Genomic DNA, 13,881 nt, shown 5'->3' on the forward strand with positions numbered 1-13,881 from the left:
CTCATGCCCGTCGCCACCCCGGATCAGTACGCCGAAATGCTCGACCGCGCGAAGGCCGGCGGCTTCGCGTATCCCGCTTTCAACGTCTCCAGCTCGCAGACGATCAACTCCGTCCTGCAGGGCCTCACCGAGGCCGGCTCCGACGGCATCATCCAGGTGACCACCGGCGGCGCCGACTACTTCGCCGGCCACACGGTCAAGGCCCGCTCCACCGGCGCGCTCGCGTTCGCACGCTACGCCACCGAGGTCGCCAAGAACTACCCGGTCACCGTCGCGCTGCACACGGACCACTGCCCGAAGGACGCGCTGGCCGGCTTCGTCGAGCCGCTGATCGCGGCTTCCGAGGAAGAGGTCAAGGCCGGACGCAACCCGATCTTCCAGTCCCACATGTGGGACGGCTCCGCCGTTCCCCTCGCAGAGAACATCGAGATCGCCAAGGATCTCCTCCCCCGCATGAAGGCCATCAACGCGATCCTCGAGGTCGAGATCGGCGTCGTCGGCGGCGAGGAGGACGGTGTCGCGCACGAGGGCTCGAACGATGCCCTCTACACGACCTTCGCCGACGTCGACCAGGCCGTTCAGGCGCTGGGCCTCGGCGAGCAGGGCCGATACATCGCCGCCCTGACCTTCGGAAACGTGCACGGCGTCTACAAGCCGGGCGGCGTGAAGCTGCGCCCCGAGCTGCTGGGCGAGATCCAGCAGCAGGTCGCCGCGAAGTACAACACCGGCGCCAAGCCGCTCGACCTCGTCTTCCACGGCGGCTCCGGCTCGACCGACGACGAGATCGCCCTCGCGGTCGCCAACGGTGTCATCAAGATGAACATCGACACCGACACGCAGTACGCCTACACGCGTGCGATCGCCGACTACATGTTCAAGAACTACGACGGCGTCCTCAAGGTCGACGGCGAGGTCGGCAACAAGAAGCAGTACGACCCGCGCGCATGGGGCAAGATCGCCGAGACCGCGATGGCCGCCCGCGTCGTCGAGTCCACCCGCCAGCTCGGCTCCTACGGCCAGTCGAAGAGCTGATCCGCCCCCTGGGTCGCTGAGCTCCGCCCCCTGGGTCGCTGAGCTCCGTCCCCTGGGTCGCTGAGCCTGTCGAAGCGAAGGGTGCCCGGCCGATCGGCCGGGCACCCCTTCTCTGCGTCGATGGGCGGGATCAGCTGCCGCCCATGTTCTCGACGTACGACATGAAGGCGGGATCGCCGAACATCGGCACCGCCAGGCACATCGACGCGATCAGCATCGTCACCACCGCGCCGACGAGGGGAATCCACCAGGCGACCTTCGCGCTGCGGAGCCGCCGGATCGACGCCCACGCCGTGAGCGACCAGCCGACGACCAGCACGACCGCGGCGACGGTGCCCCACAGCTTGCCCTGGTCGTAGTTCGTGAACTCTCCGTCGATGCCGAGGATCTTCATGCTCTCGTTCATCACCCGCGTGAGGTCGAGGTACGACAGCGCGGTGACGATCACGTTGATGAGGCCGTAGGCCAGCAGCCCGATGGTGACGAACCGATCGACGGGGTGGGGACGACGCGGAGCGGTATCCGCGATGACGGGCTCCGGTGCGGGGGCCGTGAAGACCGGTTCCGCCACGACCTCGTTCAGCGGCGGGAGCCCGGCCGCCCTCCGCTGCTCCTCGGGGGTTGCGAGTTCGCCGTACTGAGGACGCTGATCGGTCATCCCGCCATGCTAATCGCCGCGGCTCCGAGCGGCTCACAGCCGACGCAGGCCGAAAATGATGGCGGCCCCGGAGAATTGGGGACTCCTCGGGGCCGCGGACTCGGAACGCTGGGGACGCTCGTCATCCAAGTGGGCTCACGCAGAGCTGGGGACCCTCCGCGAACCTGTAGTGCCGTTTGCACAGACGCCTACGGTTCTGATCATAGGAAAGCGCATGTCCGGCGCGCTAGAGCCGAAACTTCAGATGGTGAACTCGACGTCGGGTGCACCCGCATCCAGAGAATCGGCGCCGAGCTGCAGCGACAGTCTCCGCGCGATGCTCTGCAGCCGCGACACCAGGGCCCGATCCACGACAGCCAGCTCCGATGGCAGCGAGATCGCGAGCGACGCGGTGATGTTCGGGGCGATCACCGGCACCGCGACGCAGGTCGCCCCGATCGCGTACTCCTCCTGATCGACGACCCACCCCGGAGAGTGCTCGAGCTGCGTCAGCAGCGTGGCGCGATCGCTGATCGTGCGCGGGGTCAGCTCTTCCAGGCGATGCCGCGCCAGATAGTCGAGCCGGTGCTCGTCCGGCAGCTCCGCGAGGATCTGCTTGCCCAGCGCCGTGGCATGGGCGCTCGACTGCAGGCCGACCCAGAGCTCCACCCGCGGGTTGTGCACGGCATCCACGATGTCGACGAGGTGCATCTCGCCGTCGTCGAAGCGCGAGAGGTAGGCGGTCGCGCCGACCTCCTCCGTCACGTTCCTCAAAGCGGAGCGCACGCGGGCGAGGAAGACGCCGCGCGAGTCGATCTCCTGCTGGAACGACGGGAACCTGGTGCCGAGCACGAGACCGTCGGGTTCGGCCGACAGGTATCCCTCGTGGATGAGCGTGCGGATGAGGTTGTACGTCGTGCCCGGGGTCAGTCCGGTGGCGGCGGCCAGCATCTTCGCCGGCAGCGGACGAGGAGAGTTCGCGACGATGTCGACGAGGCGAAGAGCGCGCTGCACCGACCCGATGAGGGTGGGCTCGCCCTCCGTCGGGCTCACCGCTACGCGCCTCCTCCTGAGGCACGACCGCCGAGCGCCCGGGCGTCGCGCTGGCCGGCGGAGTCCTGACGAAGCTCCTTGGGCAGAGAGAACATCAGATCCTCCTCAGCCGTCTTCACTTCTTCCACGTCGCGGTACCCCGCGTCGCTGAGAGCATCGAGCACCTCGCGGACGAGCACTTCGGGGACGGATGCCCCACTCGTCACGCCGACGGTCTCGACGCCGTCGAGCCATTCCTGCTTGACCTCTTCGGCGTAGTCGACACGATACGCCGCCTTGGCGCCGTACTCGAGGGCGACTTCGACGAGCCTGACCGAGTTCGAGGAGTTCGACGATCCGACCACGATCACGAGATCCGCGTTCGCGGCCACCTTCTTGATCGCGACCTGACGGTTCTGGGTGGCGTAGCAGATGTCGTCCGACGGCGGATTGTGGAGCTCGGGGAAGCGCAGACGGAGACGGTTGACGGTCTCCATGGTCTCGTCGACCGACAGCGTGGTCTGTGAGAGCCAGACGACCTTGGACGGGTCCTTCACCTGCACCGTGTCGGCCTCGGCCGGCGAGTTGACGATGGTCACGTGCTCGGGGGCCTCCCCCGCGGTGCCCTCGACCTCTTCGTGTCCCTCGTGGCCGATCAGGAGGATCTCGAAGTCGTCCCGGGCGAACCGCACGGCCTCGCGGTGCACCTTCGTGACCAGTGGACAGGTGGCGTCGATCGCGTGGAGTCCGCGATCGGATGCCGCGTTCACGACGGCCGGCGAGACGCCGTGCGCGCTGAAGACGACGTGGGCTCCGGCGGGGACCTCGTCGACCTCTTCGACGAAGATCGCGCCCTTCTCCACGAGCTCGGAGACGACGTGGATGTTGTGCACGATCTGCTTGCGCACGTAGACGGGTGCGCCGTAGCGCTCCAGCGCCTTCTCGACGGCGACCACGGCGCGGTCGACGCCGGCGCAATAGCCGCGGGGAGCGGCGAGCAGAATCCGCTTGTGTCCGACGATCGGGTTATCCTGAAGCCGCCCTGCCGCCGCGCGCACGCGTGGGATGCGGGGGACGGGGAGATGAACGGCAGTCGAAGTCACCCCTTGATTCTACCGGCGCGTGCCTGTGGAAGGCCGGGATGCCGCCACACGGCGCGACGGCACGGAACGGGAGCAGATGACAGTCTTCGAAGCGGCCGCGGGTCCGGGCGAGACGCCGCCCGCCGACGCCGTCGCCCCGCGCGACTCCACCTCGGATGCACCCACCTCCGTCGCACGGTTGAATGCGACGATCCGCGACTTCATCGCGCGCTGGAACACCGTCTGGGTGGAAGGCGAGATCACCTCGTGGAACGTCCGGGCCGGGAACATCTTCGCCCGGCTGAAGGACACCCAGTCCGACGCGCAGATCTCCATCCGGATCTGGTCGAGCGTGCGCCCACGCATCCCCTCCGATCTCGGCGTCGGCGATCATGTGGTCGCCGCGGTCAAGGCCGACTACTTCGTCAAGGCCGGCGACTTCAGCTTCGCCGTCTCGGCGATGAAGCACGTCGGGCTCGGCGATCAGCTCGAGCGCCTCGAGAAGCTGCGCGCGCAGCTCCGCCGGGAAGGGCTGTTCGACGCCGCCCGCAAGAAGCGTCTGCCGTTCCTCCCGCACGTGATCGGCCTGATCACGGGTGAGCGCTCCGACGCCGAGAAGGACGTGCACCGCAACGCCGAGCTGCGCTGGCCGCAGGTGCGGTTCCGCACCGAGTACGCCGCCGTGCAGGGCGACCGCTGCGTCCCCGACACCCTCGCCGCCCTCAAGCGACTGGATGCCGACCCCGAGGTCGACGTCATCATCATCGCGCGCGGCGGAGGCGACCCGCAGACGCTCCTCGGCTTCAGCGACGAGCGGCTCGTGCGCGCCGTCGCCGCGGCATCCACACCGATCGTCAGCGCCATCGGGCATGAGAACGACCATCCTCTGCTCGACGACGTCGCCGACCTGCGCGCATCGACCCCGACGGATGCCGCGAAGCGCGTCGTCCCCGATGTCGGCGAGCAGCGCGCACTGATCGCGCAGCTGCGCTCTCGGGCGACTTCGCGGCTGACCCAGCGCCTGTCCCACGACATCGCCCAGCTCGAGCAGCTGCGCTCCCGGCCGGTGCTGCGCTCCCCTGCGCCGATCATCGACGCCCGCGCGCAGGAGCTGTGGCTGCTGCTCTCGCGAGGCCGCGACACGATCACCCGGCAGCTCGACACGGCCGGACGCCGCACCACCGAGCTCCGCGCCTCGCTGCGCGCCCTGTCGCCGGCCGCGACCCTGGCCCGCGGCTATGCGATCGCGCACCTCGAGGGCGGCGTGATCCTGCGCGATGCGGCAGACGCGCCGGCCGGAAGCGCCCTGACGATCACCGTCGATCGCGGCTCCGTCGCCGCGCGCTCGGAGGGCGAGATCGCCGAAGGCTCCTGAGCCGGGCACCCGCGACGCACGCCGTAAGATGGAGGAGTGAGCGCCCTGAACGAGATCCCCGTCGAGACGCTGTCGTTCGAGGCAGCCCGCGATGAGCTCGTCACCGTCGTCGCCGAGCTCGAGCAGGGCTCCCCGACGCTCGAGCACTCGCTCGCCCTGTGGGAGCGCGGCGAGGCACTCGCCGCCCGGTGCGAGGAGTGGCTCCTCGGCGCGAAGCGCCGTCTCGAGGCCGCCCGCGCCGCGGCATCCGACTCCGACTCCGCCGGCGGAGCATCGTGAGCAAGCAGCCGCCGATCGTCGCCGAGCTCGGCCGCCCCGAGACGCCGGACGAGACCGCCGCGCGCAAGGCCGCATCCAGCAAGGCGTACCGCGGCAGTCAGACGGTGCGGAACCTCGTCGCGGCGCTCCTGGTGACCGTGGCTGTCGTCGCCGTGATCATCTTCGCCGTCCCGCGCGGCGAGCCGGTGAAGGCCGACGAGATCGACGTCGCCGGCATCGCGGCCGGCGTCGAATCGACCATGGACAGCCCCGCGATCATCCCGGAACTCGATGACTTCTGGCGCGTGAACGCCGCCGAGCTGCAGAGCGGTGCCACCGTCGTGTGGGAGATCACCCTCGCACCGGCCGCCGACGACGAACGCGGCTTCATCAAGGTCGCCCAGGCGTTCGACGCCGATTCCTCGTGGGCGCCGCAGCGCCTGAACGGCAACGCCCCCACCGACGAGGTGCGCATCGGCGGACTCGACTGGGACGTCTACAAGCTCGGCGACGCAGGCGCGAACGCCAACGTCAGCTACGCGATCGGCACGCAGGCCGGAGACGACTACGTGCTGCTGTACGGCTCGCGCTCCGCGGCATCTACCGCCGACCTCGCAGAATCCCTCGTGCCGCAGATCCGCGCTCTCTCGGAGGCTTCATGACGAACACGCTCACCCCCGCCGCAGCCTGGCAGCAGATGCAGGAGGGGAACGCCCGTTTCGTGCGCGACGAGCCCCAGCATCCGAACCAGGACGGCGCCAGGCGCCAGCACCTCGCCGCGGCGCAGCATCCGGTCGCCACGCTCTTCGGATGCTCGGACTCGCGTCTCGCGGCCGAGATCATCTTCGACCTGGGCCTGGGCGACCTCTTCGTCGTGCGCAATGCCGGGCAGGTCCTCGGCGAGTCGATCGTCGCGAGCCTCGAGTACGCGGTCGCCGTGCTGGAGGTGCCGCTCATCGTCGTCCTCGCGCACGACTCCTGCGGTGCGGTGCGCGCGGCGATCGACGGCACCGCCATCGACGCCGCCCCGCTTCCGCCGCACATCTGGCGGCTCATCGCCCCGATCGTGCCCGCGGCGCGCAAGGTGCTGCACGAGAGCGGCGGCACCACGGTCGCCGAGATCGACGCCGAGCTCGTCGGCGAGGAGCACCTGCGCAACACGGTCAAGGACCTGCTGCAGTCTTCCGAGCTGATCAGCAGCGCCGTCGCCGACGGCCGTCTGGGCATCGTGGGCGCCAACTACCGTCTGGCCGAGGGCACCGCGTCGCCGGTGGTCACGGTCGGAATCGACACCGAGGGGGCCACCCCCGCAACCAAGGAGGGTTCGGAATGACCGAGCAGGACTACCGCATCGAACACGACACCATGGGCGAGGTGCGGGTGCCCCTGAACGCGCTCTACGGTGCGCAGACGCAGCGCGCCGTGGAGAACTTCCCCATCTCGGGCAAGGGGCTGGAATCGACGCAGATCGCCGCCCTCGCCCGCATCAAGAAGGCGGCGGCGCTCGCGAACAAGGAGCTCGGCACGCTCGACGGCGCCATCGCCGACGCGATCGCGCAGGCCGCCGACCAGGTCGCCTCGGGTGCGCACGACGGGGAGTTCCCGGTCGACACCTACCAGACCGGTTCCGGCACGTCGTCGAACATGAATATGAACGAGGTGCTCGCGACCCTCGCGACCGGCATCCTCGGCGCGAGCGTCCACCCGAACGACCACGTGAACGCCTCGCAGTCGTCGAATGACGTGTTCCCGACCTCGGTGCACATCGCCGTCACCCAGGCGCTCATCGACACCCTCATCCCCTCGCTCGACCACCTCGCCGTCGCTCTCGAGGCGAAGGCGGAGCTGTGGAAGGATGCCGTGAAGTCCGGTCGCACGCACCTCATGGATGCGACGCCCGTCACCCTCGGCCAGGAGTTCGGCGGCTACGCCCGTCAGGTGCGCCTCGGCATCGAGCGCGTGCAGTCGGCGCTCCCCCGCGTCGCCGAGGTCCCGCTGGGCGGCACCGCCGTCGGCACGGGCATCAACACCCCGCTCGGCTTCCCGCAGAAGGTGATCGCGCTGCTCGCCGCCGAGACCGAGCTGCCGATCACCGAGGCCAAGGACCACTTCGAGGCGCAGGCCAACCGCGACGGCCTGGTCGAGGCGTCCGGCGCGCTCCGCACCATCGCGGTCTCGCTCACCAAGATCAACAACGACCTGCGCTGGATGGGCTCCGGTCCCAACACGGGTCTCGGCGAGCTGCACATCCCCGATCTGCAGCCCGGATCGTCCATCATGCCCGGCAAGGTCAACCCGGTCGTGCCGGAGGCCGTGCTCATGGTCTGCGCCCGCGTGATCGGCAACGACGCGACGGTCGCGTGGGCCGGGGCATCCGGTTCCTTCGAGCTCAACGTCGCGATCCCCGTCATGGGCACCGCGCTGCTGGAGTCGATCCGTCTGCTGTCGAACGCCTCGCGCGTGCTCGCCGACAAGACGATCGACGGCCTGCAGGCGAACGTCGAGCGCGCCGCCGCGTTCGCGGGCATGAGCCCGTCGATCGTGACCCCGCTGAACAAGCTCATCGGCTACGAGGCTGCTGCGAAGATCGCCAAGCACTCCGTGGCCAAGGGCATCACGGTGCGCGACGCCGTGATCGACCTGGGCTACGTCGAGCGCGGCGACCTCACGCTCGAGCAGCTCGACGAGAAGCTCGACCTGCTCTCGATGACGCACCCCGGCTGAGCCCGGCCGAGCAGACGCCCCGATCTGCTGACGTCGCCCCGTTCTGCTGACCTTTCCCGAAGGTTGGTCAGCAGATCGGTACCGCGTCAGCAGATCGGGGCGTTTTGCACAGGAGGGCGGCAGGAACAAGTTGTGCACGGAGAGTGGGATGGTGGACTCAGCACCGGCCGCAACGCGGGCAGGCTGCAGACATGCTCTCGGCACCAGACACCATTCGACGCCTAGGCGGGCTCGCACGCGGCACCCATCTTCAGACGCTCGGCTTCACGCGACGCGCGCTGTCACGAGCCGTTCGACGCGGCGAGATCGAGCGCATCCGTGACGGAGTGTTCGCCGCCGGGGTCATCTCGCCGCAGGTCCGGGCGGCGACTGCCCATGGCGGGGCGCTGACGTGCGCGAGCGTGCTGCAGCTGCTGCACGTCTGGGTGCTCTCCCCCGTGGTCGTGCCGCATGTCTGGCTCGGAGCCGATCGTCATGCTCATCCGCATGCCGGCTGTGTGTGCGTCTCGCATTTCTACCGCGGCGCGCGACCGCCGCTTGGACGGGTCTCGGTCGAAATGGCGCTCGCGCACTTCCTGCGATGCGCCGGCGACGAAGCGTTCTTCGCCGCATACGAATCGGCGTTGCGGCTGCGGCTCCTGACGAACGCAGCGCGTGCGCGCCTGAGTGCGATGATCCCCGCGTCCGCTCGCTGGCTCATTCGCCTTGCGCGCACGGATGCCGACAGCGGCCTGGAATCGATCCTCCGCCTGGGGTTGTACGTGATCGGCATCCGTATCGATTGCCAGATCAGCATTCAGGGAGTCGGTCGCGTCGACTTCGTGATCGGGGATCGCCTCATCCTGGAGGTCGACGGCAAGGAGAATCACGATGGCACGACCATGCGCCACAAGGATCTGGCTCGGGATGCTGCGGCATCCGCGCTCGGGTACGAGACTCTCCGCTTCGACTACGCGCAGGTCGTGCATGACTGGCCGACGGTCCAATCCGCCGTGCTCGCCGCCTTGACCCGACTCGAGGACCACGCGTGACCCGTTCGACGGACGATGCCCCGATCTGCTGACGTTTCCTTCGGATTAGTCAGCAGATCGGGACACATCCCGCAGAGCGGGACGCGTCAGCTGAGCTCTCCACCCTCCAGGAGCTCGGTGACGAGGGCCGCGATCGCCGAGCGCTCGGAGCGCATCAGCGTCACGTGTCCGAACAGATCGTGCCCCTTCAGGGTCTCGATCACGCTGGCGATGCCGTCGTGCCGCCCGACCCGGAGGTTGTCGCGCTGACCCACATCATGCGTCAGGATCACCCGCGAGTTCTGGCCCATCCGGCTGAGGACCGTCAGCAGCACGTTGCGCTCCAGTGACTGCGCCTCGTCGACGATCACGAAGGCGTCGTGCAGCGAGCGTCCGCGGATGTGCGTGAGCGGGAGCACCTCGAGGATGCCGCGCTCCACGACCTCCTCCATGACATTGCCCGACACCACGGAGCCGAGCGTGTCGAACACCGCCTGACCCCACGGGCCCATCTTCTCGCCCTGGTCACCGGGGAGGTAGCCGAGCTCCTGCCCTCCGACGGCGAAGAGCGGACGGAACACGATGATCTTCTTCTGCTGCTGCCGCTCCAGCACGGCCTCGAGTCCGGCGCACAGCGCGAGCGCCGACTTGCCGGTTCCCGCCCGGCCGCCGAGGGAGACGATCCCGACCTCCTGGTCGAGCAGCAGATCGATCGCGATGCGCTGCTCCGCCGAGCGCCCGTGCATCCCGAAGATGTCGCGGTCGCCCCGGACGAGGCGGTACTCGCCGTCGCCGGTCACCCGGCCGAGTGCCGATCCGCGCTCCGAGTGGATGATGAGCCCGGTGTTGATCGGAAGCCCGCGGGCCTCCTCGCTGATGCCGACCTCGCTCTCGTACAGGTCGCTGATGTCGTCGCCGGAGAGATCGAGCGTGGAGATCCCGGTCCACCCGGAATCCACGGCCTGCTCGGCGAGGTACTCCTCGGCCCGGATGCCGAGCGACGCCGCCTTGACGCGCATCGGCAGGTCCTTCGAGACGATGGTGACGTCTTGGCCGTCCTGAGCGAGGTGCATCGCGACCGAGAGGATGCGCGTGTCGTTGTCGCTCAGGCGGATGCCGGCGGGCAGCACCGACGGGTCGGTGTTCGCGAGCTCCACCCGGAGGGTCCCGCCTTCACCGACCTCGACCGGGAAGTCGAGTCGCCCGTGCTCGATACGCAGGTCGTCGAGGTGGCGGAGCGCCTGCCGGGCGAAGTAGCCGATCTCCGGATCGTGGCGCTTGCCCTCGAGCTCCGTGATCACGACCACCGGGACGACGACCGAGTGCTCGGCGAACCGGAAGAAGGCCTGCGGATCGCTCAGCAGCACCGACGTGTCGAGCACGTAGGTGCGCAGGTCCTGATCCGGCTCGGCGGACGATGCCCGCCTCGTCGTCTTACGGGTGGACTGCTGCGCGGTGCTGGTGGACTGCTGCGCTGTACGTGTGGTCACGACCCACTCCCGACCCGGGGATGATCCCCGCCTGAGAACGAGTCGACCTGGGGCCACGAGTCGCTAACCGGAAGGCCGACTCGATCGGGCTCCTTGCCCGATGCCTAGAACGTACGACTCCTCGACGGCTTAACCGCGCGACGACACGCCATGATTCTTTACGCGCTGATGAACGTCTCGTTACCGAAGGCCGCGAGCGCCTCGTCCAGCAGCTGGAGAGTGGCGGCATCCGTGCCGGCATGCGCGGCGACGCGGACCGAGGACCCGCGGGCGGTGACCACCAGGCCGGCGTTGGCCAGTGCGGCGGCCAGGCGGGCCGGCTCCTCGGGCGAGAGCGCGACGATTCCCGCTCGTGACGCACGGTCCCGGGGCGAGCTCACCGCGATACCGTGACGGTCGGCGATCTCGAGGATCGTGTCGACATGCTCGGCGATGCGCGCCTCGATCGCCGCCACGCCGGCGTCGCGGATGTCGCGCGCGCCGATCGCCAGACGCCCGGCCGCGAGCGTGTCAGGCTGGCTCACCGTGAACGCCTGAGCGGATGCCGCAGGCGCGGGCAGCTCGTCGACGACGAGCCCGGGGACCACGGTGCCCGTGATCCCGGAGAGGACGGGGGTGATCCGCTCCCTCGCGCGGGGCGAGAACCATGCGAATCCGCTCCCCCGGCCGGCGCGCAGCCATTTGTATCCATGGCCGACCACGACGTCGGCGGCGGCGTAGTCGACGTCGACGACGCCGAACGACTGGACCGCGTCGACGATCAGCAGCCGATCCGGCCCGATGAGCTCGCGGAGAGCCGGCAGGTCGGCGCGGAATCCCGTGCGGAAGTCGACGTGGCTGACAGCGAGGGCCGTGACCTCGTCATCCAGCGCCTCGGCGACGGCATCCGTCGTCATCCGTCCGTCGGCCGGCGTGACCCAGCGCGGCGTCAGCGCGCGGTTCGAGGCAGCCGCTGCGCGCTCGAGCGTGAGGCTCACACTGGGGAACTCGGCCGTGCCGGCGATCACCGCGCCCGTCATGCCGTAGAGGGCGTGCATGAGGCCCTGTGTCGACGACGGCTGCAGCGTGACGTCGTCCGCCTCGGCGCCGAGCAGCTCGGCGACCAGCTCCTGCGCCTGCCCCACACGCTCCCACACCAGGGACAGGGAGGAGGGACGCCCGCTGCCGAGGAGGTCGGCGTCCGCGAAGATCTCCTCGCGCACCGACGGCGACAGTGGGCCGAACGCGGCCCAGTTCAAATAGCCGGACTCGTTGTCGAACGTGCCGACATACTCCTCGATGGTGCTCACCGCGTCATTCTGGCACGCCTCGTCACCGCGGACGGACCAGTTCGGCCGAGGGCTCAGCGCCCGAAGCGGCGATCCCTGTCCGCGTAGTCGCGGATCGCGCGGAGGAAGTCGACCTGCCGCAGATCGGGGCCGAGTGCCTCGACGAAGTAGAACTCGCTGTGCGCGCTCTGCCAGAGCAGGAAGTCGCTGAGCCGCTGCTCTCCGCTGGTGCGGATCACGAGGTCCGGATCGGGCTGACCACCCGTGTAGAGGTGCTCGCCGATCATCTCGGGGGTCAGGTGCGCGGCGAGATCCTCGAGGGTGCCCCCCGAAGCCTCGTGCTTGGTGATGATGCTGCGCACGGCGTCGACGATCTCATGGCGTCCGCCGTAGCCGACGGCCAGGTTCACGTGCAGGCCGGTGTGCTCCTTCGTGCGCTCCTCTGCGTCGGCGAGCACGCGGGCGAGCTCGGACGGAAGGATGTCGGCGCGGCCGACGTGCTGCACCCGCCAGTTCTCCTCCCGCGAGACCGCCTCGGCCAGCTCCGCGATGATCTCGATGAGGTCGGCGAGCTCCGCAGAGTCCCGCTTTCGCAGATTGTCGCTGGACAGCAGGTAGAGCGACACCACGCGCACACCCAGCTCGTCGCACCAGCCGAGGAACTCGCGCATCTTCGCGGCACCCGCCCGGTGCCCCTCCGCCGGAGTCGTGAACCCGAGCTGCCGCGCCCACCGCCGATTGCCGTCGATCATCATGGCGACGTGGTGCGGCACGGACGCCGGATCGAGATGGCGTCGCAGCCGGCTGGTGTAGAGCCGGTACAGCGGTCCGCGCCCCGGGCTCTCGCGTGACATCACCCACCTACGCTACCGTGTCGGGCTCATCTGCGCCGTGTGCGGAGGCTGGGGATATGTACCTGCCCGGGCATGCGCGCCCGCCTAGAGTGAGCACGTGAGCACTCCCGAGTCGTCCGAGCCCGAACTCCCCCAGCTGCCACTTCTCGAGGAGGCGGAATCGGAGGCCGGGGTCGAGATCAGGCCGACCTGGCGCGGATGGATCCACGCCGGCATCTTCCCCGTCGCCCTCGTCGCCGGGATCGTGCTGATCGTGGTCGCGCACGGCGGGGCGGCGAAGTGGGCGGCGGCGGTGTTCATGACGAGCTCGCTGCTGCTGTTCGGCAACTCCGCGCTGTACCACCGCTTCGACTGGAAGCCGAAGGTCAAGCTGATCCTGAAGCGGATCGACCACGCCAACATCTTCCTGCTGATCGCCGGCACCTACACGCCGCTCGCGACCCTCGCCCTCCCGCCGGGGAAGGGCGCGCTGCTCCTCGCGCTCGTCTGGGGCGGGACCGTGGTCGGCATCCTCTTCCGCGTCTTCTGGATCCACGCGCCGCGCTGGCTCTACGTCGCCCTCTACCTGCTGATGGGGTGGGCTGCCGTGATGTTCATGGCCGACCTGCTCGCGGCGAACGCCACGATGATGGTGCTCGTCATCGTGGGAGGCCTGCTCTACACGGGCGGGGCGATCGTCTACGCGCTCAAGAAGCCGAACCCGTGGCCCGGCCGGTTCGGCTTCCACGAGATCTTCCACGTGTGCACGGTGCTCGCGTTCCTGTGCCACTGGACCGCGTGCCTGCTGATCACGCTGGAGCCGCTTTCGCCGTCACTGGGCGCCTGACGCCTGCTCAGGTGGATCGCGGGTCGTCGTCGCCCTCGCGGGTGATCGGCAGGTCCGCGTCGGTCTCCGTCGCCTCGTCGGCGGCCCGTGCGGCCTCTTCGGCGTCGAGCTCCTCGCGCACCTCCTCGCGGTACCGGACACGGCGGATGCGTCGGTTCATATCCCAGATGAGGAGGATCACGGCGATGAGCACCACCACGATCGCGGCGAAGCCGACGAAGCCGGGAGTCACAGCCTCCGGAGCCACCGTCATGACGGGTGTCGGCATCGGAGTCTCGGACAGAGAGCGCATG

General features: G+C 69.2%; 15 protein-coding genes. 8 read left to right on the top strand and 7 right to left on the bottom strand.

Going from position 1 to position 13,881, the window contains the following annotated elements; genetic code table 11:
• The first annotated feature begins 3 nt into the window (after window positions 1-3).
• On the top strand, window positions 4-1,032 hold the full coding sequence (gene fbaA, locus MRBLWH11_RS18350) for a class II fructose-bisphosphate aldolase (protein WP_341945857.1): 1,029 nt from the start codon (window positions 4-6) through the stop codon (window positions 1,030-1,032).
• A 130-nt stretch (window positions 1,033-1,162) separates the two neighbouring features.
• On the opposite strand, the gene MRBLWH11_RS18355 is transcribed toward fbaA, so the two are convergent.
• The 3 genes from MRBLWH11_RS18355 to MRBLWH11_RS18365 form a co-directional block, all read right to left on the bottom strand.
• Window positions 1,163-1,690, bottom strand: a complete 528-nt coding sequence (locus MRBLWH11_RS18355; protein ID WP_341945858.1) for a DUF6264 family protein — start codon at window positions 1,688-1,690, stop codon at window positions 1,163-1,165.
• Window positions 1,691-1,930: 240 nt separating this feature from the next.
• Window positions 1,931-2,722 carry an IclR family transcriptional regulator gene (locus MRBLWH11_RS18360; protein ID WP_116636618.1) on the bottom strand — a complete coding sequence of 264 codons (792 nt, stop codon included), beginning with the start codon at window positions 2,720-2,722 and terminating at the stop codon, window positions 1,931-1,933.
• A gap of 2 nt (window positions 2,723-2,724) precedes the next feature.
• A complete protein-coding gene (locus MRBLWH11_RS18365) occupies window positions 2,725-3,804 on the bottom strand; it encodes a 4-hydroxy-3-methylbut-2-enyl diphosphate reductase (RefSeq protein WP_341945861.1) in 1,080 nt (359 codons plus the stop codon).
• A gap of 76 nt (window positions 3,805-3,880) precedes the next feature.
• Between MRBLWH11_RS18365 and xseA the strand changes: the two genes are divergently transcribed.
• The 6 genes from xseA to MRBLWH11_RS18395 all read left to right on the top strand — a co-directional run bounded on the left by xseA (window position 3,881) and on the right by MRBLWH11_RS18395 (window position 9,171).
• Entirely contained in the window at window positions 3,881-5,158 is a 1,278-nt protein-coding gene (xseA, locus tag MRBLWH11_RS18370) for an exodeoxyribonuclease VII large subunit (protein WP_341945862.1), read from the top strand.
• Window positions 5,159-5,194: 36 nt separating this feature from the next.
• Window positions 5,195-5,437 carry an exodeoxyribonuclease VII small subunit gene (locus MRBLWH11_RS18375; protein ID WP_116636620.1) on the top strand — a complete coding sequence of 81 codons (243 nt, stop codon included), beginning with the start codon at window positions 5,195-5,197 and terminating at the stop codon, window positions 5,435-5,437.
• The gene (locus MRBLWH11_RS18380) at window positions 5,434-6,078 is read left to right on the top strand and encodes a DUF4245 family protein (protein ID WP_116636621.1); all 645 of its coding nucleotides are present in this window, start codon (window positions 5,434-5,436) and stop codon (window positions 6,076-6,078) included. The genes MRBLWH11_RS18375 and MRBLWH11_RS18380 overlap by 4 nt, the downstream gene beginning before the upstream one ends.
• Window positions 6,075-6,749 carry a carbonic anhydrase gene (locus MRBLWH11_RS18385; RefSeq protein WP_116636622.1) on the top strand — a complete coding sequence of 225 codons (675 nt, stop codon included), beginning with the start codon at window positions 6,075-6,077 and terminating at the stop codon, window positions 6,747-6,749. Before MRBLWH11_RS18380 ends, MRBLWH11_RS18385 begins: the two co-directional genes overlap by 4 nt.
• The gene (locus tag MRBLWH11_RS18390; RefSeq protein WP_116636623.1) at window positions 6,746-8,140 is read left to right on the top strand and encodes a class II fumarate hydratase; all 1,395 of its coding nucleotides are present in this window, start codon (window positions 6,746-6,748) and stop codon (window positions 8,138-8,140) included. Before MRBLWH11_RS18385 ends, MRBLWH11_RS18390 begins: the two co-directional genes overlap by 4 nt.
• A 191-nt stretch (window positions 8,141-8,331) precedes the next feature.
• Window positions 8,332-9,171: a DUF559 domain-containing protein gene (locus tag MRBLWH11_RS18395; RefSeq protein WP_341945864.1), complete on the top strand. Its 840-nt coding sequence runs from the start codon at window positions 8,332-8,334 to the stop codon at window positions 9,169-9,171.
• An 86-nt stretch (window positions 9,172-9,257) separates the two neighbouring features.
• Here the strand turns inward: MRBLWH11_RS18395 and MRBLWH11_RS18400 are convergent, their stop codons facing one another.
• The 3 genes from MRBLWH11_RS18400 to MRBLWH11_RS18410 form a co-directional block, all read right to left on the bottom strand.
• Entirely contained in the window at window positions 9,258-10,544 is a 1,287-nt protein-coding gene (locus tag MRBLWH11_RS18400) for a PhoH family protein (protein ID WP_243409022.1), read from the bottom strand.
• A gap of 254 nt (window positions 10,545-10,798) precedes the next feature.
• Window positions 10,799-11,929, bottom strand: coding sequence for an aminotransferase class V-fold PLP-dependent enzyme (locus tag MRBLWH11_RS18405; protein ID WP_341945865.1), 1,131 nt, complete (start codon window positions 11,927-11,929; stop codon window positions 10,799-10,801).
• 53 nt (window positions 11,930-11,982) lie between these two features.
• Window positions 11,983-12,762 carry an isoprenyl transferase gene (locus tag MRBLWH11_RS18410; RefSeq protein ID WP_116636937.1) on the bottom strand — a complete coding sequence of 260 codons (780 nt, stop codon included), beginning with the start codon at window positions 12,760-12,762 and terminating at the stop codon, window positions 11,983-11,985.
• A gap of 97 nt (window positions 12,763-12,859) precedes the next feature.
• Here MRBLWH11_RS18410 and MRBLWH11_RS18415 point away from each other — a divergent pair, with 97 nt between their 5' ends.
• Window positions 12,860-13,588 carry a hemolysin III family protein gene (locus MRBLWH11_RS18415; protein ID WP_341945866.1) on the top strand — a complete coding sequence of 243 codons (729 nt, stop codon included), beginning with the start codon at window positions 12,860-12,862 and terminating at the stop codon, window positions 13,586-13,588.
• A 7-nt stretch (window positions 13,589-13,595) separates the two neighbouring features.
• Here MRBLWH11_RS18415 and MRBLWH11_RS18420 read toward each other — a convergent pair whose 3' ends face one another.
• Window positions 13,596-13,856, bottom strand: coding sequence for a hypothetical protein (locus MRBLWH11_RS18420; protein ID WP_341945867.1), 261 nt, complete (start codon window positions 13,854-13,856; stop codon window positions 13,596-13,598).
• Between the last annotated feature and the right edge of the window lie 25 nt (window positions 13,857-13,881).

Origin of the sequence: Microbacterium sp. LWH11-1.2, from assembly GCF_038397745.1 — a bacterium.
Lineage (GTDB): Bacteria > Actinomycetota > Actinomycetes > Actinomycetales > Microbacteriaceae > Microbacterium.

What these genes read in the sequence shown, in the direction of transcription:
- fbaA (WP_341945857.1), top strand. Translation starts at nt 4, where the DNA reads ATGCCCGTCGCCACCCCGGATCAGTACGCCGAAATGCTCGACCGCGCG.
- MRBLWH11_RS18355 (WP_341945858.1), bottom strand. Translation starts at nt 1,690, where the DNA reads ATGACCGATCAGCGTCCTCAGTACGGCGAACTCGCAACCCCCGAGGAG.
- xseA (WP_341945862.1), top strand. Translation starts at nt 3,881, where the DNA reads ATGACAGTCTTCGAAGCGGCCGCGGGTCCGGGCGAGACGCCGCCCGCC.
- MRBLWH11_RS18385 (WP_116636622.1), top strand. Translation starts at nt 6,075, where the DNA reads ATGACGAACACGCTCACCCCCGCCGCAGCCTGGCAGCAGATGCAGGAG.
- MRBLWH11_RS18390 (WP_116636623.1), top strand. Translation starts at nt 6,746, where the DNA reads ATGACCGAGCAGGACTACCGCATCGAACACGACACCATGGGCGAGGTG.
- MRBLWH11_RS18395 (WP_341945864.1), top strand. Translation starts at nt 8,332, where the DNA reads ATGCTCTCGGCACCAGACACCATTCGACGCCTAGGCGGGCTCGCACGC.
- MRBLWH11_RS18410 (WP_116636937.1), bottom strand. Translation starts at nt 12,762, where the DNA reads ATGTCACGCGAGAGCCCGGGGCGCGGACCGCTGTACCGGCTCTACACC.
- MRBLWH11_RS18420 (WP_341945867.1), bottom strand. Translation starts at nt 13,856, where the DNA reads ATGCCGACACCCGTCATGACGGTGGCTCCGGAGGCTGTGACTCCCGGC.